Genomic DNA, 20,653 nt, shown 5'->3' with positions numbered 1-20,653 from the left:
TACAGCGGTGATGCAGGCGGCGAACATGGAATCGAGTTTGTCGTAGCGAGTCAATACACGGCGCCATGCTTCGACTCTCCGCGGCGCCTTGTCTGGAAGCGAAAATCACTCGCCAATTCTTGCGCGAACTTGCGAAACACCACACTAGGAAAGGCCGCACACATCTCCGGCGTCGCCCGCGGCTGCATAGGTGCCGTCGTGCGCGCCGGCTGCGAATTCACGCGGGCAGATGCCGAAGCGGTGTTTGAATAGCCGGGAGAAGTGGGAGGCGTCGTTGAACCCCCAGCGCAAGACCACTGCCAGCACCCCGGGGTGAGCGGGATCGAGCAACTNNNGGCGATGATGCTGTTGAGCGCGGCGCTGAGCCCGTCCTGCACCTCACGGCCGGCGCCGGCATCCACCTGCTCCAGAGAGCGGGCGAAGCGGTTTGCCACCAGGCCCATGCCGGACTGTCCACTGACGCAGCGTGCGGTCGCCTTGTGCGGCGCCGCCAGCCGCGACACCAACTGCTCTCGGGGAATCCGGAAGGACAGCACGCGCCAATCCTCACGGAAGTCGAGAAAGTAGGGACGCGTGGTGTCCACGATGGAGAAGTCGCCGGCAGATACCCGTGTTTGCTGGCCATCCTGGCGCACCACGCACGCGCCTTCGAGCTGGAAATTCGCGAAGCAGAACTCGACCGGATCGCGGCGAATCTCCTCGCCGCGACGCTGGACGAACTGGGCCCGCGAAAACACGCGCGTCTGCGCGCTCATGGAGAGCGGTCGAGAGCTCACCTCGCCCACGAAGCCAGCGGCTGCCTCCCTCTCCCCGAGGACGGGGTCGAGCGAAACGAAAGCCTGACAGAGCACCTCGCGCCAATAGCTGAAACGCTCACTCTGAGCATGGGATTGGGTCGTCCAGGTCTGCATCTCGCGTCATTCCGGACCGACGCCCAGGGCCGGGGTGGCCGGCGTATACCGCCGGCAGATGGCATGGGCGAAATCATGCGTGGGGCTGCTGGAGCGTGGCATGCGTCCCTCCCTTCTCTGCACAAATCGTCAATTGGTCTTGCACGGAAAGACAACTCACCGGCTGGAGGCCCCGCCGTCGTCATCGCACGGCACCCCGCAGCGGCACCATCCTGGCGACGAACGGCGCTGAATGCCTCATCTCAGTGCAGGCCGCCACGTCGAAGTCGTCACGAAGGCGATGGAAAGCGGGTTGCGCGCAGCCCGCCATGCATTGCGTGCAAATATCAGGCCAGGTCTCGAAGCGCGTCTATCCACAACAACGCCCCGGGCCAGCTTGCAGGGGCAACCACGGGTTTGCGCAATTCGTCAAACGATCCCGCACGGATCGACGAGACCGAACGGCGCACGCTTCCTACGGTGGGGCTTGAAGCACATGTCCATCCACCCTGCGAGAAAGGTTTCTTCCATGGCCATCGATTTCCAGCTCTGTGAATCCCAGCAGACCCTGCAGGCGGGAGCGCGCGCCTTCGCCGCCGACGTTTTGAGCAAGGTCGCCCCCACCATCGCGCCCATCTCCAGTCCGGAGGAGCGCTTCTACGCCACGCGGCCGTTCTACCAGGCGATGGTCGATGCCGGCTTCACCAGGGCATTGCTGCCCGCCGCGTTCGGTGGCACGGCGATGAGCGCATTGGACTTCGCGCTGGCGGCCGAGGAGCTCACCACCGCCGACGTCAACGTGCCTTCGGCCCTGCTGGCCACCGGTCTGGGCTTGCATGCGCTGGTGCACCACGGATCGCAGGAACAGCAGCAGCGCTTCCTGCCGGACTTCGCCGAGGACGGCTCGCGGCTGGCCTCGCTGGCCTTCACCGAGGTCACCGGCGGCGCCAACTACGACAGTACCGACACCTCCGCGGGCGTGCAGACCTTCGCCCGCCTCGAGGGCGACGAATGGGTCATCAACGGTGCCAAGCACTACACCACCAACGGCACGGGCTGGGACGGCAAGGGGGCACACCTGTACAGCGTCGTCTGTCGCACCGATCCGACCCTGCCGCCGCAGCAGTCGCTGGCGGTGATCATGGTGCCGGGCAGCGCGCCGGGCATCGAGGTGGCGGGCATTCTCGACACCGTGGGCCACCGCGCGACGATCTCGCCGCGCATCCACTTCAACGATGTGCGCGTGCCGGCGGCCAACATCCTGGGCAATCCCGGCGACGGCATCGCCATGCTGGAGAACGCCTTCTTGTGGACCGCGGCGCTGATCGGCGCGGCCTGCGTGGGTGTCATGCGCAAGGCCTTCGACGTCGCGCTGGAGTTCGCGCACACCGACAAGCGCTCCGGCCAGGTGCCCGTGATCGAGCACCAGAACGTCGGCTTCATGCTGGCCGACATCAAGATGCGCATCGAGGCCGCGCGCTACCTGACCTGGAAGTCCTGCCATCAGCTCGATCTCACCGAGGGCCGCAGCAGCGAGCTCGCGATCATCTCCAAGACCTACTGCTCGGAATTGTGTGTCCAGGCGGTCTATGACGCGATGCGCGTCGTCGGGGTCGATGCCTACACCGACCTGTACCCGCTGGCCGGCCTGATGCAGGACGCGCTGTGCTTCCCGCTGTACGACGGCGGCAACATGGGCGTGCGCCGCCGCCAACTCCACACGCTGCTGCGCTCGAAGGCGTACGACGCGATGGCTGCGGCCGAGGCGCGTGGATGAAGAGCCAGCCGCTAACGGCGAGTGGCCGTCCCTGCCAGGCAGGCAGGGCGCGTGCCTCCCTTGCTTGCGCGCAGCGTCGCCGGCCGTGCCGCGATGCGACAGCGCCCGATCAACCCCGGATGACAACCTTCGAGAGGATTTCCGCTATGACATCGGCATTTCCCGGCAGCCGTGGCCCGCTGCGCCAGGCGCCCAGGGCCAGGCGCCGTTCGCCTGCAATCCGGAAGAACCCGGCCCCCCTCCTGGCGGCCCTGCTGTTGGCGGCGATGACGCCAATGGCCGCGCAGGCCATCGACGTGGATGTCGGCGACTACGTGCCGGCGCCCGCGGGCACGACGATAGGGATGCTCTACTACCAGCACGCCGAGCGTGATCGCCTCTATTCGCAGGGCAGGCAAGTCGTGGACGATCCCCGGCTGGTCTCGGACGTCGGCATCGCCAGGCTGGCGCACTACGACACGATGGGCGGAGTGACGGTGGCGCCGCAGATCCTGGTGCCCTTCGGCCGGCTCGACGCCGGGCGCGACACGGCGGCACTGGGCCATACCAGTGGCGTGGGCGACATCATCCTGGCCACCCCGTTCTGGCCGATCAACGATGCCGCCTCTCGCACCTACCTGGGCATTGCGCCGTACCTGTATCTGCCCACCGGCAGCTATGAACGCGACCTCGCGCTCAATCTCGGCGAGAATCGCTGGAAGCTCGACCTGCAGGTGGGTTTCGTCAAGGGACTGTCCGACAACTGGTTCGTCGACCTGACGGGGGATGTCATGTTCCACGGCAACAACGATGATTACGGCAGCGCTGGCGCCACGCTCAGGCAAGAACCGCTCTACCAGGGGCAGGCCTACCTGCGCTACCAGTTCACCCCGGGTAGCAACGCCTTCGTCGGCCTGTCGCAGACCTGGGGCGGCGAGACCCGGGTCGATGGCGTGGACCGCGACGACGAGCCGCGGCAACGCAAGTTCAGCGTCGGCGGCAGCCACTTCATCGGCCCGACGACGCAACTGCTGGTGGCGTTCGGGCGCGACCTCCAGGTGGAAAACGGCTTCCGGGAGAACGCCCGCGTCAACTTGCGGCTGCTGCAGCTCTTCTGAGTAACGGGCAAGGCGAGGTTGGTGCCCTCCCTGCACCTGCGTGAGGTCAAGCCATCAGGCAATGCACTGGCGTCAACCCGGCTTGCCGACCGGCTCCCGTGATTCGGCAAGGATAACGATAATATGCCTTCCTGCATCAACGAACGCGCGCCACAGGAGACCCTCTACCGCCGGCGCCCATCCGGCGGCATATCTCGGTATTCCGCCTACACAGGGCAATGACGGATTTTTAATCGAGGCAGTCCAGGGTTCGACCGATAGGGCGCCCTCATGCAGGGACGCCCCGTGCTGGTGTATAGCCTGACGCGGTGTCCACTGCTGGTGGGTGGGATCAGATCGCCACACACGGCTCAGCCCGCGGCCACTGGCTGGGGGCGTCGAAGGGATTGATCACAGTCGAGGGGGAGCGTGGTCGCTGGGTCCTACCTGCCACTTATGCAGTGTGGATGCCGCCGGACGTGCCCCACGGCGTATCCTCGGAGGGCTGGAGTGCCTGCGTGGCGCCAGCGCGCGCGGCTGCTGCGCTCTTTGGAACTCCTGGCATCGGTGGAGACGGTGCAGAGCACCGCGCTGACACGGGGCTATACCAGTATCAGCGCTTTTATCGCCCGCTCTCATGAAGTATTCGGCTGTACGCCGGGGCGCTACGCTGCCGGCGAGCCGGTGCAAGCCAGCTTCACCACACCCACTGGCAAGGCCGGCTCGGCAATCGACGCGGATCAATAAGCCCTGGGGCCGGGCGGTGAGAGCGGCGCTTCGCCGGCCATGACACGGGCGCGGCCGAACAGCGCCCCCGCCAGCAGCGCGATCAGGGGAATCAGTGCCAGCAGGGCGCTGATCCCGATGCTGCCGCCGGTCACCAGGGTGAAGTTGGAGAGCACCAGGGCCAGGCTGGCGAGCAGCAGCACGGCGGCGAGACTCGGCGCGATCCGCGTCTGCCAGCGGCGCTGCCCGGCGAGCTCAGGATGGCGCCGGAAGAACGCCAGCGAGGCCAAGGTGGTCAGTAGCATCAGGCCGATCATGCCCACGGTGGCGATACCCGCCATGTAGCCGAAGACCTGCGTCAGCGGGTCCAGTCCCAGCGCCAGACACAGCAGCATCAGCGTCAGTGCGGTGAGTGTCTGCACCAGCGAGGCGTGGGAAGGCGCGCGATGGCGCGGATGGATGCGCGCCAGCCGCCGCGGCAGCGTGCCCTGACGCGCCAGGGTGAACTGATAGCGGGCGAGCACATTGTGGAAGCTCAGCACGCAGGCGAAGAGGCTGGTGAGCAGCAGCACCTGCATTAGATCGCGCATCACGCCGCCGGTATAGCGTTCGGCGGTGTCGAGCAGCAGGTTGGCGTCGCCATCCAGGGTCTTCTGGGCGATGCCGGCGACCTCACCGGCGCCGTTGGCGACCACCAGGGCCCACACCGAGAGGGTGTAGAACACGCCGATGATCAGCACCGCGAGATAGGTCGCCCTGGGGATGGTGCGTGCCGGCTGGCGGGCTTCGTCGCGAAACACGGCGGTGGCCTCGAAGCCGATGAAACCGGTGAGTGCGAACAGCACCGCCACCCCGAGGCCGCTGGTGAGCGCGGTACCCGGCGTGAAGGAGGAGAACTCGACACCGTGGGCGCCGCCGTCGGCTAAGATGGTCAGGTTCATGATCACCACCACGGCAATCTCCAGCACCAGCGCCACCCCCAGCACCTTGGCGCTGAGTTCGATATGGCGATAGCCGAGGTAGGCGACGATGGCGACGGTGAGCAGCGAGTAGATCCACCACGGGATGGCGGGGCCGCCGCTGTGGCGGACGAAGTCGCCGACCGCCCAACCCATGTAGCCGTAGACGCCGGCCTGAATGGCGGTGTAGGCGACCAGCGCCATGAACGCGGTGCCCAGGCCCAGGCGCCTGCCGAGCCCGAGGGTGACGTAGGAGAAGAAGGCGCCGGCCTCCTTGACGTGGGGTGTCATCGCCACGAAACCGACCGAGAAGATCAGCATCACCAGCGAGGCGATGAGAAAGCCCACCGGCGCCCCGGCTCCGTTGCCGGAGGCCAGAGCGATGGGGGCGTTGCCGCCGATCACCGTGAGCGGCGCGGCGGCGGCGATGACCATGAAGACGATACTGCCGGTACCCAGACTGCCGTGAAGGCGTGTTGGGTCCGCAGGGTTGGTGTTATCCATGGGACGATTTCCTCGTTGTTTTTGGTTGGAAATTCGGGGTTGGAAATACGGGGTTGAAAATACGGGTTGTCGCGATGACGCTGTCTAGAGGTTGAACAGCTCCTGGCGCAGATCATCGAGATACGGGTTGGCAACGCGGCCCGCGGCGACGACGGCGGGGTCGACCTCGGCGTGGATCAGCGCCTCGCCGGCGCTGGGCGCTTCGGCGAGTGGCTCGCCGTTCGGTGCCACGATCAGGCTGTGGCCGACGTAGTCGAACGCTGCCTCGCGGCCATGCTGGTTGGTATAGGCCACATAGACCTGGCTTTCCCAGGCCCGGGTGGGGATGAGCCGCTGATTGACGTGGGCGAACGGCTGCATCTGGGCGGTGGGCACGCAGATCAACTCGGCGCCCTGGCGCGCGGCGGCGCGTACGCTCTCCGGGAACTCCACGTCATAGCAGATCATCAGGGCGATGCGCACGCCGTGATAGTCCGCCACGCAGGTGGGGCGGTCGCCGGCGTTGAACTGATCGCGGTCGACATCGCCGAACAGGTGCGCCTTGTGGTAGCGCGCGAGCACCTGGCCGTCGGCGCCGATCAGGTGGGCGGCGTTGTAGCAGGCGCCGCTCTCGATCTCCGGCCCGCCCACCACCAGGCCGATGGCGTGGCGTGCGGCGATCTCGCGTGCGCGCTCCAGCGGTGCCGCCTGCGCCAGCGGCCGGGTGTCGTCGCCGAGGACATAGCCGGTCAGGAACATCTCCGGGGTGATCAACAGCGCCGCGCCTTCCGCTGCGGCGCGACGGGCGCTCTCGTCCAGGCGCGCCAGATTGGTGGCGATATCGCCGTGCGTGCTCAGTGCCTGCCAGGCGGCGATCTGCATGTGGAATTCCTTGCGAATGAATAGGGCGAATGGCGGCGGGCGCGTCGGTGTCTCTGTCACGCCCGCCGGGGCTGGCCGGTGTATTAACCGGCGTGGTGTCAGCCCAGTGTACCCAGCGCCTCGTCGATGATCGCCAGCCCCTGTTCGGCTTCACCGGCGGTGACGATGCACGGCGGCACCACGTGAATGCGGTTGGCGACCACGAATGCCAGCAGGCCACGCTCCATCATCGCCTGCTTGAGCTTGCCGACCTCGGCCGCGGCCAGTGGCGTCCGGCTGTCGCGATCCTCGACCAGCTCGATGGCGTGGAACACCCCCAGGCCGCGCACCTCGCCGACATGGGCATGGCGCTGGGCCAGGCGGGCGAGGCCGGGGCTGAGCACCGTCTCGCCGATATGGCGGGCGTTGTCGACGATACCCTCTTCCTGCATCGTATCGAGGGTGGCGCAGATCGCCGCCATGGCCAGCGGATGGCCGGAGTAGGTCAGGCCGCCGTAGAACATCTCGTCGTCGAAGTGGTGGGCGATGCGCTGGTTGACGATCACGCCGCCGGCGGGCACATAGCCCGAGTTGACCCCCTTGGCGAAGGTGATCAGGTCCGGCACCACGTCGAAGTGTTCCAGCGCCAGCCAGGCGCCGGTGCGGCCGAAGCCGGCCATCACCTCGTCGAAGATCAGCACCAGGCCGAACTCGTCGGCCAGTGCGCGCACGCCGGCCAGATAGCCGGGCGGCGGCACCAGCACGCCGGCGGTGCCCGGGATGGTCTCGAGCAGCAGCCCGGCGATGCTCGCCGGCCCCTCGCACTCGATCACCCGGCGCAGGTGGTGCAGCGCGCGCTGGCACTCCTCCTCTTCGTTGCCGGCCCAGAACTCGCTGCGATAGAGCCAGGGGTTGAAGAAGTGCACGTGGCCACGCGCATACTCGTTGGGCACACGGCGGAAATCCCCGGTGGCGGCGATCGCCGCGCCGGTGCCGCCATGGTAGGAGCGGTAAGCCGAAAGAATCTTGTCGCGGCCGGTGACCGCGCGCGCCATGCGGATGGCGTTCTCGTTGGCGTCGGCGCCGGCGTTGGTGAAGAACACCTTGTCGAAGCCTCGCGGTGCGCGGGCCAGAATCTTCTGTGCCGCCTGGCCGCGGGCGAGGTTGGCGTGCGCCGGCGCGATGGTGGTGAGCTGATCGGCCTGGGCCTTGATCGCCGCGATCACCCGCGGGTGCTGGTGGCCGATATTGGTGTTGACCAGCTGGCTGGAGAAGTCGAGATACTCGCGGCCGTCGTAGTCCCACAGCCGGCAGCCTGCGCCGCTCTTGATCACCAGCGGATCGAGCGCGCCCTGAGCCGACCAGGAGTGGAACACATGGGCGCGGTCGAGCGCCTTCACCTGCTGATTGTCGATCGAGTGCATGGGGAATCCTGTCGTGTCACATGGTGTTCGGGGCGCTGCGCTCACAGAGTGGGCATGGTGTACTGATTGGTGGCGTCGCGCAGGCCGGAGGGCCAGCGCGCGGTGACCGTCTTCATGCGGGTGTAGAAGCGCACGCCGTCGGCACCGTGCACGTGCAGCGCGCCGAACAGCGAACGCTTCCAGCCGCCGAAGCTGTGGAACGCCATGGGCACCGGGATCGGCACGTTGACCCCGACCATGCCGACCTGGATCTGCTCGCAGTACTGGCGCGCGCTGTCGCCGTCGCGGGTGAAAATGGCGGTGCCGTTGCCGAACTCGTGGTCGTTGACCATCTTGACCGCGGCATCGAAGCTCTCGGCACGGGCGATCACCAGCACCGGGCCGAAGATCTCCTCGTCGTAGATGCGCATGCCCGGCTTGACGTGGTCGAACAGGGTGCCGCCGATGAAGAAGCCGTCACTGTCGTGCTGGAACTGGCGGCCGTCGCGCACCAGCTCGGCGCCTTCCTGCACGCCCTGCTCGATATAGCCGCTCACCTTTTCCAGATGCCCGCGGGAGACCAGCGGGCCCATGTCGTAATCGGCGCCGTCGGTGAGGCTCTCGCCGATACGTAGCCCGTCCAGCTTCTCCAGCAGTTTGTCGCGCAGCCGCTCGGCGGTCTCTTCGCCCACCGGTACCGCCACCGAGATCGCCATACAGCGTTCGCCGGCGCTGCCGTAGGCGGCGCCCATCAGCGCGACCGCGGCCTGATCGAGATCGGCGTCGGGCATGACCACCATATGGTTCTTGGCCCCGCCGAGAGCCTGCACGCGCTTGCCGTGGGCGGAGGCGGTGGCGTAGACGTACTCGGCGATCGGGGTCGAGCCGACGAAGCTGACCGCCTGCACGCGCGAGTCGGTGAGCAGAGTGTCGACCGCTTCCTTGTCGCCGTTGACCACGTTGAGCACGCCGTCGGGCAGCCCCGCTTCGCTGAACAGCTCGGCGATGCGCAGGGTCGCGGAAGGGTCCTTCTCCGACGGCTTGAGCACGAAGCTGTTACCCGCGGCGATGGCGATGGGAAACATCCACAGCGGCACCATGGCCGGGAAGTTGAACGGGGTGATGCCGGCACAGACGCCCAGCGGCTGCATCAGCGAGAAGGAGTCGATGCCGGGGCCGACGTTGAGCGAGTGCTCGCCTTTCTGCAGATGCGGCATGCCGCAGGCGAACTCGACCACTTCCAGGCCGCGGGTCAGCTCGCCCTTGGCGTCGGAAAACACCTTGCCGTGCTCCTGGGAGATCAGCCGTGCCAGCTCGTCGCTGTGCTGCTCCAGCAGCGTCTTGTAGTTGAACAGGACCCGGGCGCGCTTGAGCGGGGAGAAGGCCGACCACTGTTCGAACGCGGCCTGTGACGAGGCGATGACCCGCTCGACATCCGCACGGGAGGCCAGCAGGACCTCGCCGGAGCGCTGCCCGGTGGAAGGGTTGAAGATCGGGCTGGTGCGTGTCGAGTCCAGCGCGGCGTGCTTGCCGTCGACGAAATGAGTCAGCGTGTCGGACATGTGATCTCGATCCTTTGGGTATCAATCGACGAAGGGAAACCTCGGGCAGGGCGCGGTGTGGCGAACACTTGCCCGATTGGCCAGGGTCCAGCTTGAGGCTGGGGGATAGCGTCAATAAATCCCTGTATGCTTAATTTTACTAAACGTCCTGCTTAACTTTCCCCGCCGCTCGCGGGCGTTCGGCCGATAGGGCGCCGGGAACGACAGGTACCGCCATGAGTTCACGCAAGATCACGCTAATGGGGCAGTTGGGGGATGTGGATCTGCGCCTGCTGCGGATCTTTCGCAAGGTGGTGGAGTGCGGCGGCTTCTCGTCGGCTGAAGTCGAGCTCAATATCAGTCGCGCGGCGATCAGCATGGCGATGAGCGACCTGGAGACCCGGCTATCGATGCGCCTGTGTCAGCGCGGACGCAGCGGTTTCCGGCTGACCAGCGAAGGGCACGACGTTTACGAGGCCACGGTGCAACTGCTGGCCGCGGTGGAAGACTTCCGTACCCGGGTCAACGGCCTGCACTCGCGCCTGACCGGCGAGCTCAACATCGGCATCACCGACAATCTGGTCACGCTGCCCGACATGCAGGTGACCGAGGCGCTGCGTGCACTCAAGGCGCGCGGCGACAACGTGCACATCAATATCCGCATGGCCCCGCCCAACGATATCGAGATGGCGGTGCTCGGCGGCAGCCTGCACGCGGGCGTGGTGCCGGAGCTCAAGCGCGTAGCGGGGCTCGACTACCTGGCGCTGTACGAAGAGCAATCGGCGCTCTACTGCAGCGACCGGCATCCGCTGTTCGTGCGCGAGGCGCCGAGCGTGGATGAGATCGCCGGCTACGATGCGGTGGTGCCTTCCTATGCCCAGACGCCCGAGATCAAGCGCGTGCACGAGGCGCTCAAGCCGATGGCCTCGGCCACCGATCGCGAGGGCGTCGCCTTCCTGGTGCTCACCGGCAGTTATCTCGGCTTCCTGCCCACCCACTTCGCCCGGCGCTGGAGCGATCACGGTCGCATGAAACGGCTCGCCCCCGATACCTTCGAGTACGCCACCCGCTACTACGCCATCACCCGCAAGGGGCGACCGCCCAACCTGGTACTGGAAAGCTTTCTGGAGGAGCTGAGGTCTCTGGTGGAGGTGTTGCCCTGCGACAGGCAGAGATCCGGCCGACATCCATGACGACATGCGCCGGCCGTGCCGACGCTCGATCCCCGAATCAGGACGACGATACCCGGCGGCGTTGCTGGAACATGAGCCGCGCGGCCACCGCCGCCGCGATCAAACCGGACATGGCAGCGACCATCATCGCCCACCGCGGTCCGGCGTGATCGGCCAGCCAGCCGACGATGGGCGCGCCGAGTGGCGTGCCGCCCATGATCACTGCCATTCTCAGTGCCATCACCCGGCCGCGCATGGCGGGGTCGGTCGTCAACTGCATCAACGCGTTGGACGAGGTGTTGAAGGTCAGCGCCGTGAATCCTGTCAGGGTGAGCATGGCGGCGAAAAGGACGACGTGGGGCGAGACCGCCGCCAGGGCGCTGAAGACGCCAAAGGCGAGGGTCGATATACCCAATAGGCGCAGGTCCGGTCGCTCCCGGCGGGCGGCCATGAGCGCCCCGCCCACCGAGCCGATCGCCAGCGCCGAGGTGAGAACGCCGTACTGGTCGGCGCCGCCGTTGAAGATGGAAACCGACATGGTCGAGATATAGATCGGGAAGTTGAAGCCGAAGGTGCCGATCAGAAACAGCATGACCATCATCGCCTTCAGGTCGGGACGTCTCCAGACGTAGCGGAAGCCCTCCAGCAACCCACCGGCGCGGCGGCCCGACTTCAGTGGCGTATGAAGCTGGTCGACCCGAAGCAGGAACAGCGAGCCCAGCACCGCCGCGAAGGAGGCCGCGTTGATCAAGAATACCCAGCCGGTGCCGATGGCGGCGATCAGCACGCCGGCCACCGCCGGACCGACCATGCGCGCACTATTGAACGAGGTCGAATTGAGGGCGACCGCGTTGGTGAGGTAGGTCTCGCCGACCAGGTCGTTGACGAATACCTGGCGAGCCGGGCCGTCGAAAGCGGTCACGCAGCCGAGGCCGAGCGCGAACGCGTAGACCTGCCACAGTGTGACCACGCCGGTGACCGTGACCAGGCCGAGCCCCAGCGCCAGCAGGCCCAGCAGGGCCTGGGTGAGCATGATCAGTCGACGGCGATCGAAGCGATCCGCCGCATAGCCGGTGAACGGCAATAGCAGCAACTGCGGGCCGAACTGAAGCGCCATGGTGATGCCCACGGCGCTGGCATTGTGGTCGGTGAGTACGGTCAGAACCAGCCAGTCCTGAGCCACTCGCTGCATCCAGGTGCCGATATTGGAAACCAGCGCACCCACCGCCCAGACTCGAAAGTTGTAGACCCGCAACGAGCGGAAAAGACGCGTATCGCTCATCGCCGCAGCGAATGCCCGCGATGGCCTAGGTGTGGCAAAAGAGAGGTGATGATCATGCGAGGATCGGAGACTCCTTGTCGATGAAGCCGACGCCGGGCCCGAATCCATGGCCGGCGTCGCCCGCCTCGGCAGGCGGGACGGTCACTTCAGTGTAACGCGTTTGCTTAAAAAGGCGGGGACCGATGCTCGCGCTGGCGCCTGCCAGCCTCGGCCCACCACCTCAGGTCTTCGGCAAAACGGCCGAAGGCGCGCTCGAGGGATCGGCCCGCATCGCCGACAGGCGTGCCGGAGTCGTCCAGCGTCTTGCCGATCTGGCCGACCGTGACCGTGCTGGAGATGACCACCATGCCCATCTCGGCCAGGGTGCCGTGCCAGGCGAGATTGGCGTGGGCGCCGCCGAGGCGGCCGGCCGAGTAGCTGACGATACCGGCCGGGCGCCAGAACCACTCCTCCAGGAAGTGGTCGGTCAGATTCTTCAGCCCGGGCTGCACGCCCCAGTTGTATTCGCCGGTGACAAAGATGAAGCCGTCCGCGTCGCGAATCTTGCCTGCCAGCGTCTCCATCGCCGCCGGGGCCTCGCCATCGGGATACTCCTTGTACATGCGGTCCAGCATTGGCAAATCGATCGCCTTGGCGTCGATAAGCTCAGCCTCGGCACCCTGGGCGTCGAGCGTGCGCACCACATAGTCAGCCAGCCGGATGCCGGCGCGGTCGGATCGGTAGGAACCGTAGAACACGAGGATACGATCGGTCATGGGAAGCTCCGTGACGTCCGGCGAGCCGGGACTGTCTCCAGCTCAGGTTATCACGGCTTCGCCAGCGGCAGCGTGAACCAGATGCATGAGCCGCGGCCCGGCTTGCTCTCGAGGGTCAGCTTCGAGTCGTGACGTTTCAATACATCGGAGACGATTGCCAGGCCAAGGCCTGTCCCGTCGCCGCGCTCGCGGCCAAGGGCGGTGCGGTAGAAGCGCTGGCATACCAGGGCAAGCTCCTCGGGCTTCATGCCGATGCCGGTGTCGCGGACGCCGATCTTGAGGGTGTCGGCATCCAGATAGAGGATGCGGATCGTGACCTGGCCCCCGGCATTGGTGGCGAACAGGGCATTGTCGACCAGATTGGTCAGGGCATGATCGATCAGTTCCACATCTGCTGCCACCTGGGCCATGTCCGCCTCGTTCTCCACGGTGAGAATGATGCCATTCTCCTCGGCCCTGGGGCGGAACTTGGTGACGATGTCGTTGGCCAATTCGGCAAAGGAGAACGACTCGAGGGTCAGGGGGCGGTCGGCGATATTGGCGTGCGACATCTGCGAGAGTTGTGCGGCCAGCCGTGTCAGTCGATCGACGTTCAGGCGTATGGCCTCGAGGTTCTCGCGGCTGTCGGCGGCACTCGCGGTGCGCAGCAGTTGCCGGGTGTAGCCGGATAACGACGTCAGCGGGGTGCGAAACTCATGGGACAGGTTGGCGACCAGATCCCGGCGCTGGCGGTCGTTGTCGCGCAGGGCCTCTACCTGCGCTTCGATGGTGGCGGCCATCTCGTTGAAGGCCCGGCCCACGCGGCCGATCTCGTCGTCGATCCGGTCGGGCACTCGCTGTCGATAATCGCCGCGGGCGAAGTGGCGCACGGCGCGTGTCATCCGGGTGAACCGGCGGGTCAGCAACGCGAACAGCGCAAGTCCCACGACCAGCGTCAACAGCAGGGCAACGCCAGTGGCGATGAGCAGGGTCCGGGTGATGCCGCTGGTCTGCCAGATGTTGGCCATCGAGACCTGGGTGTTGGTCTCCAGCCGAACGAACAGGTAGCCCCGGGAGGCTTCGGGGCCGAAGGTCACCGGCGCTACCGAGAACACCCCTTCGTCGTCCTGACAGGGCATGTCCGCATAGACCGGCAGCATCGGCATTTCCGAGAGCAGCTCGTCGATGGCGCCCCGATCGACCTGCTTGCCCAGACCGCATGCCCCCTCGCTGTAGGCACCGACCACCCGGCCGTCGTCATCGAGGACATACAGCGATAGCGAGGGATTGATAGTCATGATCTGGTGAATGGCGGTGCGCACCCGGTCGTTGTCGAGCCCCTGGCCGAGCGGCTCTCGGAGCGTCCGGGCCAGCTGTCGCGCCATGTGGATCTGGGATCGTTGCAGCCACTCACGGCCCAGTTGGTCGAACTGATCGACCGCGATCAGCGCGGTCGCCGCGGACAGCGCGAGCATGCTGGCCAGATAGATGAAGACGATGCGGGCGTAGAGACTACGATAGGCGCTTCTGAGCAGTGGCCACATGATCACTCGGCCGCCGATGGCGGAAGGTCGGTAAATCGGTAGCCGATGCCCCACACGGTCAAAATGTAACGCGGGTTGGCGGGATCGACCTCTATCTTGTTGCGCAGACGGTTGATATGCGTGTTGACGGTGTGATCGTAACCGTCGAACTCCGCGCCCCACACCGCATCGAGCAGCTCACTCCGCGAGAAACCGTGACCGGGGTGGCGCGAGAAGAACGAGAGCAGGGCGAACTCTCTGGCGGTCAGGGAGAGCGGTCGCCCGTGCAGCGTCGCGCGGTGATGGATGGCATCGATCTCCAGATCCATGACGACCACGGGGCGGGCGTCCGGCGCCCGGTAAGTGTCGACCGCTTCCCGGCGCCGCATCAGGGCGTGGATCCTGGCCACCAGAATGTCGGTATCGAAGGGTTTGGTGATGTAGTCGTCGGCACCGATTTCCAGGCCTTCGACCACCTCTCGGGTACCGGCGAGCGCCGTCAGCATGATCAACGGGATGGCGGCATCCTGCCCACGAATTTCCCGGCAGACCTGAAGGCCATCGATACCCGGCAACATCAGATCCAGGATGATCATCGACGACGTCTTCCACCGCAGTAACGCCTCTTCCCCGGTAGTGACCCATTCGGCCGCGTAGCCGGCCTCGGCCAGTATGGTCTCCAGAAGACGCCCGATATCGGGATCGTCCTCCACGCAGAGTATCGGACGTGGCATATCGGACTCCGGAGGATCAAAGGACCGAACATAGCCGAGATGCCCGACCGAGTCATCACGCGAATGTCACGCCTGGAACGGGACGGTCGGACGTTATGGTTTCGTGATGATTGGCCTGAAATCACCGATTACCTTGCTATCACCGCCTCGCTACGGAGGTGGCTACCGACAAGGAATACGGAGAAGGTCATGATCGCGAATAAATCGAAGTTACTGCTGGCATTGAGTGCCACGTTGTTGAGCGGTGGCGTGTTCTTCACGAGCCTTGCCAGTGCCCGGGAAACGCAAACCGATAGCATGTCCCAGGACGCCATGGGCCAGGACGGCATGAGCCACGACGATGCCATGGGCCAGGACGGCATGAGCCACGACGACGCCATGGGCCAGGACGGCATGAGCCACGACGACGCCATGGGCCAGGACGGCATGAGCCATGACGACGCCATGGGCCAGGACGGCATGAGCCACGACGACGCCATGGGCCAGGACGGCATGAGCCACGACGACGCCATGGGTCAGGACAGCATGGATCACGATAATTGAGCCATGGCCTTCCGGCGGCCACGGCCGCCGGATGCCTGAGAGCGAGGTGAATCATGCCATCCGGTATCGGCCCCGTTGCCAATCCCAAACCCGATTCCAGTTCCAGGCCGCTTTCCGAGCCGGAAGCCTTGGAGTCGTCCCGGTTGATCAAGCGCCATAGCCTGGGCACTCGGCTGTGGCACTGGACCAACTTCCTCTGTCTCATCGTGCTGCTGATGAGCGGCCTGCAGATATTCAATGCCCACCCTGCGCTGTACTGGGGAGAGCAATCCGGTTTCTCCGATCCGTTCATCGCGATTCACGCCCAGACCGGGGACGACGGCGAGCAACGGGGCGTGGTAAGAGTCGCCGGCTACACGCTCGATACCACGGGTGTGTTGGGGCTCTCCGACGACAATGGCCAGCTACGCCAACGTGCCTTTCCCCGTTGGGCAACGCTGCCGGGGGACAAGTGGCTGACGATGGGAAGAAACTGGCACTTTCTCGCGGGCTGGATCTTTGCGCCTTCGGTGGTGGCGTACCTGCTTTACACCCTCATCAGCCGCCATCGACGAGGCTCGATCTTCCCGACGCGAAGACAACTGAGCGCCATACCCAGGACGATCGCCGACCATGCGCGGTTCCGCTTCCATCACGAGGCCGAATACAACGGCATCCAGAAGCTCACCTATGTCCTGGTGCTGTTCGTGCTGTTACCGATGATGATCCTCACCGGGTTGACGATGTCTCCCTCGATCAATGCGGCCTGGCCGCTTCTGACGGAGCTGTTCGGCGGCCGGCAGAGCGCCAGGACCCTGCATTTCATCTGCGCGTTTTCGTTGGTGGGGTTTTTCTTCGTGCATATCGCCCTGGTGCTGGTCTCGGGGGTCTTCAATAACCTGCGTTCGATGGTGACAGGGCGCTATCGCATCACTACCAAACCGGTTGGGCCGGTGAATCGGGAGGATTCGCATGAGTAAGCCACAATCGTCCGGACCGAACCGAAGTCGGCGCCGGCTTCTCTCCGGCATGGCGGCGCTGGGGGCGGGGAGCCTGCTGGCGGGTTGCGACCGGATCGCCGACAACGCTTCGGTGAAGCGCGCCCTGGGCAGCGTCGAGCAACTGACCTACAAGGCGCAGCGGCTGATCGCCTCGCGGCAGGCGCTGGCGCAGGAGTTCGACAAGAGCCAGATAGCGCCGGTCTTCCGTCCCAACGGCACCACCGATCCCCAGGAAGACTATTATCGCGCCTGGGTGGAGAACGATTTCGCCGACTGGCGATTGACGATCGACGGTCTGGTCGAGCAACCCGCGACATTGTCGCTGGCCGAGCTGGGCGAGATGCCGTCGCGGACCCAGATTACCCGCCATGACTGCGTCGAGGGCTGGAGCTGCATCGGCCAATGGACCGGTGTGCCGCTGGCGGATCTACTCGATCGCGTGCGTCCACTGGATCAAGCCAGATTCGTGGTCTTTCACTGTGCCGATCACACCTACGGCGGTAGCGACCTCTACTACGAGAGTCTCGACATGGTCGAGGCCTATCATCCGCAGACGATACTCGCCTACGGCTTGAACGATGCCGCGCTGCCGGTAGCCAATGGTGCCCCCCTGCGCCTGCGGGCCGAGCGCCAGTTGGGCTACAAGCAGGCCAAGTACGTCATGCGAGTGGAACTCGTCGACAGCTTCAGGAACCTTCATGGCGGCAAGGGCGGCTATTGGGAAGACAGGGGATACAACTGGTGGGCGGGAATCTGAGAAAGGGGGCGATGACCGGCCCCTATTCACAGGCGCGAAGGCCACCAAGTTGCTGTGTTGACCAAGTCGTGTCATCGCTGAAAAGGCTCACGGAGGTTCGTATGAACGCGCTTGATAAACTACAACCGCTGATCGCTACCGCCGGCCTCATCATCCTTCGCTATAGTCTGGTGCTGATCTTTCTCGGCTACGGCCTGTTCAAATTCACCGCTTATGAAGCCGCTGCAATAGCACCGCTCACCGAGAACAGCCCATTCTTTTCGTGGGTCAATGCCTGGCTCGGACAGCGAGGAGGCTCAAATCTGATCGGTGTGATCGAAGTGATCACGGCCGTGCTCATCGCGCTGCGGCAGCCTTTTCCAAAACTCTCTGCGCTAGGGAGCCTGATGGCCGCGTTTGCACTGATAGGTACGCTAAGTTTCCTGCTCACGACGCCAGACCTCGGGCTTGAATCGGTCACTGCAGGCTTTCTCGTGAAGGATCTCGCACTCCTGGGCGCTGCCTTGTGGACGTCGTCCGAAGCGTTGCTGGCATCGAAAAGGCGTGATGAGTCTGCCTGATTCGTGCCAATGCGGGTCAGCCAGCCCTCGCCTCCAGCAATAGGCCCTGGGGTTGAATTGATCAGTCACATTGAGACGATGGGATATCGGGCGCTGGCGACCTGGGCAGCCAGGGAGGAGTGTGGCCACGGTTGGGAGCTCGAATGTCGATAACCCGGTTGCCGTCCCGTTCGGCTTTCGCGATGCATGAAAGGCGCCCACGACGTGCGCTGCATCTTTCTCACCCCGAACGACGAACTGACGCTAGCACTCTTCACACTGGCTGCGCTCGATAGATGGTGGCTCGCCGTGGCCCGTTCATCCGGTGGCTCGTGGTTCGGGAAGATACGACTCGCGATGCGATCCTTAACAAGCTACCTTTCTTCACACAGGCGTTTCGCGCGCTATCGACCAAGAGTGGAGAAGCTTCATGAGTGACACTGGCTATATCCCTCCCAAAGTCTGGGAACCCAAGGAGAGCGGCGGCAAGTTCGCCAGCATCAACCGTCCTGTCGCCGGGCCGACCCACGATAAGGAGTTGCCGGTCGGCAAGCACCCTTTCCAGCTCTATTCGCTGGCGACGCCCAACGGCGTCAAGGTCACCGTACTGCTGGAGGAGCTGCTGGCGCTGGGCAAGGATGCCGAATACGACGCCTGGCTGATCAAGATCGGCGATGGCGATCAGTTCGGCAGCGGTTTCGTCGAGGTCAATCCGAACTCCAAGATCCCGGCACTGATGGATCGCAGTGGCGACAAGCCGATCCGCGTATTCGAATCCGGTTCGATCCTGCTCCATCTGGCCGAAAAATTCGGCGCCTTCCTGCCGAGCGATCCGGCCCTGCGTGTCGAGACGATGAACTGGCTGTTCTGGCAGATGGGGAGCGCCCCGTATCTGGGGGGCGGGTTTGGTCACTTCTACGCTTACGCGCCGGAGAAGATCGAATACGCCATCGATCGCTTCACCATGGAAGCCAAGCGTCAGCTCGACGTGCTCGACCGGCGCCTGGCCGAGACGCGCTATCTGGCGGGCGACGAGTACACCATCGCCGACATCGCGATCTGGTCCTGGTACGGCCAGCTGGCGTTGGGTCGGCTCTACGATGCCGCAGAGTTTCTGGACGTGGAGAGCTACGAAAACGTCCAGCGCTGGGCCAAGGAGATCGATGCGCGTCCGGCCGTGCAGCGCGGCCGCATGGTCAACCGTACCTTCGGTGAGCCGGAAACCCAGCTTCACGAGCGTCACGACGCCAGCGACTTCGACACCCAGACACAGGACAAGATCGGCGGCTGATATCGCGCTGCCCCTTCACCGAGCCCGGCCTTGCGTCGGGCTTTTGCGTTACGCTATGCGGCATCGACGCCGCTTCGCCAGGCGTCGTTCTCACAGCTAGTCATAGGCACATTCATGAAAACTCTGTTTCGAGGCTATCTCGACTCCTCTCTCATTCTGCGCGTGACCATCGCCCTGGTGCTGGGCGTAGCGGTCGGGCTGATCGGTGGTGAGACCGTCGCGGCCTGGTTGGCGCCGCTGGGTGAACTGCTGCTGCGGTTGCTGCAGTTTTTGATCGTGCCGATCGTGCTGTTTACCCTGATCGTGGGTATCAATCAGGCCGATCTCGGCCGGATGGGGCGAATCGGCGGCAAGGTGTTCGGTTACTACGTGGTGACCTCGGCGCTGGCGATCATCGTCGGCCTGGCGGTGGCGTCGGTGATGTCGCCGGGCACGGGGATGACGCTCGACGACAGCGCGAGTGTCGAGGTGCCGGAAAATCCGGGCATCGTCAGCGTGCTGCTGAGCATCGTGCCGGACAATATCGTCAGCGCGCTGGCGCAGCCGAACCTGCTGGGGATCATCTTCACCGCCTTCGTCTTCGGCATCGCGCTGTTGAAGATGCGCCATGGCGACGGGCAGAGCGAGCTGGGTGAGAAGCTCTATGGCGTCATCGAAGGCCTGAACGCAGTGACCATGAAGGTGATGTCGGGCGTGCTCCAGTACGTGCCGATCGGCGTTTTCGCGATCGTGGCCGGCACCGTGGCCAAGCAGGGCCTGGACACCATCCTCTCGCTGGGCAACATGGTGGTGGTGCTCTATCTCGCGCTGGCGGTGCATCTGCTGCTCTACGGCGTATTGATGAGTGCCTTCGGTGTGCGTCTCAGGGACTTCTTTCGTGAAGCCCGGACGCCCATGGCCACGGCCTTCGCCACGCAGAGCAGTACCGGCACCTTGCCGTTGACGCTGAATGCGGCGCGCCGGCTCGGAATCTCGCAGAGTCTGTATGGGTTCAGCCTACCGCTGGGCGCGACCATCAACATGGATGGCGCGGCGATCCGGATCGCGATATCGGCGGTCTTCGCCGCCAACGTGGCGGGTATCCCGCTGGATTTCATGACCATGGTCGAGATCGTGCTGATCGGGACGCTCACCTCCATCGGCACGGCGGGGGTGCCCGGCGCCGGCATCGTGATGATCGCGACGGTCTTTGCCCAGGTCGGATTGCCGATCGAGACCGTGGCGCTCTTGACCTCGATCGACGCGCTGGTCGGCATGGGTTGTACCGCGCTCAATGTCACCGGCGACCTGGCGGGCACCGCCATCATCTCGCGCAGTGAAGGCGAGCGGGCCCCGCGCGCCGCCGACACGACCGCCACGTAAGCCAGTGAATATCGGGATTC

At 65.0% G+C, this 20,653-nt stretch carries 19 protein-coding genes; 10 read left to right on the top strand and 9 right to left on the bottom strand.

What is annotated here, in order from left to right; genetic code table 11:
* Nucleotides 1–50: 50 nt before the first annotated feature.
* Nucleotides 51–911: a cupin domain-containing protein gene (locus DOM54_RS20655; protein ID WP_206019141.1), complete on the bottom strand. Its 861-nt coding sequence runs from the start codon at nt 909–911 to the stop codon at nt 51–53.
* Between the two features lie 508 nt (nt 912–1,419).
* Here DOM54_RS20655 and DOM54_RS17880 point away from each other — a divergent pair.
* The 3 genes from DOM54_RS17880 (at nt 1,420) to DOM54_RS17870 (ending at nt 4,490) form a co-directional block, all read left to right on the top strand.
* Complete coding sequence (locus tag DOM54_RS17880; RefSeq protein ID WP_110717628.1) at nt 1,420–2,667, top strand: acyl-CoA dehydrogenase family protein; 1,248 nt, start codon at nt 1,420–1,422, stop codon at nt 2,665–2,667.
* Nucleotides 2,668–2,813: 146 nt separating this feature from the next.
* Complete coding sequence (locus DOM54_RS17875; protein ID WP_110717627.1) at nt 2,814–3,764, top strand: transporter; 951 nt, start codon at nt 2,814–2,816, stop codon at nt 3,762–3,764.
* A gap of 489 nt (nt 3,765–4,253) precedes the next feature.
* On the top strand, nt 4,254–4,490 hold the full coding sequence (locus tag DOM54_RS17870; protein ID WP_240613957.1) for a helix-turn-helix domain-containing protein: 237 nt from the start codon (nt 4,254–4,256) through the stop codon (nt 4,488–4,490).
* Here the strand turns inward: DOM54_RS17870 and DOM54_RS17865 are convergent.
* From DOM54_RS17865 to DOM54_RS17850, 4 genes are all read right to left on the bottom strand, one after another.
* A complete protein-coding gene (locus DOM54_RS17865; RefSeq protein ID WP_110717625.1) occupies nt 4,484–5,932 on the bottom strand; it encodes an APC family permease in 1,449 nt (482 codons plus the stop codon). The two genes, DOM54_RS17870 and DOM54_RS17865, sit on opposite strands and share 7 nt — an antisense overlap.
* Before the next feature lie 84 nt (nt 5,933–6,016).
* The gene (locus DOM54_RS17860; RefSeq protein ID WP_110717624.1) at nt 6,017–6,793 is read right to left on the bottom strand and encodes a carbon-nitrogen hydrolase family protein; all 777 of its coding nucleotides are present in this window, start codon (nt 6,791–6,793) and stop codon (nt 6,017–6,019) included.
* Nucleotides 6,794–6,891: 98 nt separating this feature from the next.
* Nucleotides 6,892–8,196: an aspartate aminotransferase family protein gene (locus tag DOM54_RS17855; RefSeq protein WP_110717623.1), complete on the bottom strand. Its 1,305-nt coding sequence runs from the start codon at nt 8,194–8,196 to the stop codon at nt 6,892–6,894.
* 41 nt (nt 8,197–8,237) lie between these two features.
* Nucleotides 8,238–9,737 carry a CoA-acylating methylmalonate-semialdehyde dehydrogenase gene (locus tag DOM54_RS17850; protein ID WP_110717622.1) on the bottom strand — a complete coding sequence of 500 codons (1,500 nt, stop codon included), beginning with the start codon at nt 9,735–9,737 and terminating at the stop codon, nt 8,238–8,240.
* Nucleotides 9,738–9,952: 215 nt separating this feature from the next.
* On the opposite strand from DOM54_RS17850, the gene DOM54_RS17845 reads away from it, so the two are divergent.
* Nucleotides 9,953–10,909: a LysR family transcriptional regulator gene (locus DOM54_RS17845; protein WP_110717621.1), complete on the top strand. Its 957-nt coding sequence runs from the start codon at nt 9,953–9,955 to the stop codon at nt 10,907–10,909.
* Nucleotides 10,910–10,946: 37 nt separating this feature from the next.
* Here DOM54_RS17845 and DOM54_RS17840 read toward each other — a convergent pair whose 3' ends face one another.
* From DOM54_RS17840 to DOM54_RS17825, 4 genes are all read right to left on the bottom strand, one after another.
* On the bottom strand, nt 10,947–12,170 hold the full coding sequence (locus tag DOM54_RS17840; RefSeq protein WP_110717620.1) for an MFS transporter: 1,224 nt from the start codon (nt 12,168–12,170) through the stop codon (nt 10,947–10,949).
* A 164-nt stretch (nt 12,171–12,334) separates the two neighbouring features.
* On the bottom strand, nt 12,335–12,925 hold the full coding sequence (locus tag DOM54_RS17835; protein ID WP_110717619.1) for an NADPH-dependent FMN reductase: 591 nt from the start codon (nt 12,923–12,925) through the stop codon (nt 12,335–12,337).
* Nucleotides 12,926–12,975: 50 nt separating this feature from the next.
* Nucleotides 12,976–14,448, bottom strand: coding sequence for a sensor histidine kinase (locus tag DOM54_RS17830; RefSeq protein ID WP_110717618.1), 1,473 nt, complete (start codon nt 14,446–14,448; stop codon nt 12,976–12,978).
* Between the two features lie 2 nt (nt 14,449–14,450).
* Nucleotides 14,451–15,161: a response regulator transcription factor gene (locus DOM54_RS17825; protein WP_110717617.1), complete on the bottom strand. Its 711-nt coding sequence runs from the start codon at nt 15,159–15,161 to the stop codon at nt 14,451–14,453.
* Nucleotides 15,162–15,350: 189 nt separating this feature from the next.
* Here DOM54_RS17825 and DOM54_RS17820 point away from each other — a divergent pair, with 189 nt between their 5' ends.
* The 6 genes from DOM54_RS17820 (at nt 15,351) to DOM54_RS17795 (ending at nt 20,633) form a co-directional block, all read left to right on the top strand.
* Nucleotides 15,351–15,704, top strand: a complete 354-nt coding sequence (locus tag DOM54_RS17820; protein WP_110717616.1) for a pentapeptide MXKDX repeat protein — start codon at nt 15,351–15,353, stop codon at nt 15,702–15,704.
* 53 nt (nt 15,705–15,757) lie between these two features.
* Nucleotides 15,758–16,663: a cytochrome b/b6 domain-containing protein gene (locus tag DOM54_RS17815; protein ID WP_110717615.1), complete on the top strand. Its 906-nt coding sequence runs from the start codon at nt 15,758–15,760 to the stop codon at nt 16,661–16,663.
* On the top strand, nt 16,656–17,441 hold the full coding sequence (locus DOM54_RS17810) for a molybdopterin-binding protein (protein ID WP_110717614.1): 786 nt from the start codon (nt 16,656–16,658) through the stop codon (nt 17,439–17,441). Before DOM54_RS17815 ends, DOM54_RS17810 begins: the two co-directional genes overlap by 8 nt.
* Before the next feature lie 101 nt (nt 17,442–17,542).
* Nucleotides 17,543–18,001: a DUF417 family protein gene (locus tag DOM54_RS17805; RefSeq protein ID WP_110717613.1), complete on the top strand. Its 459-nt coding sequence runs from the start codon at nt 17,543–17,545 to the stop codon at nt 17,999–18,001.
* A 409-nt stretch (nt 18,002–18,410) separates the two neighbouring features.
* Nucleotides 18,411–19,271, top strand: a complete 861-nt coding sequence (yghU, locus tag DOM54_RS17800) for a glutathione-dependent disulfide-bond oxidoreductase (RefSeq protein ID WP_110717612.1) — start codon at nt 18,411–18,413, stop codon at nt 19,269–19,271.
* Between the two features lie 114 nt (nt 19,272–19,385).
* Complete coding sequence (locus DOM54_RS17795) at nt 19,386–20,633, top strand: dicarboxylate/amino acid:cation symporter (protein WP_110717611.1); 1,248 nt, start codon at nt 19,386–19,388, stop codon at nt 20,631–20,633.
* The last annotated feature ends 20 nt before the right edge of the window (nt 20,634–20,653 follow it).

The sequence above is a fragment of the Salinicola acroporae genome, assembly GCF_003206615.1.
GTDB lineage: Bacteria > Pseudomonadota > Gammaproteobacteria > Pseudomonadales > Halomonadaceae > Salinicola > Salinicola acroporae.
The sequence above is the reverse complement of the archived record's forward strand: the minus strand, read 5'-3'. Positions and strand labels throughout refer to the sequence as shown.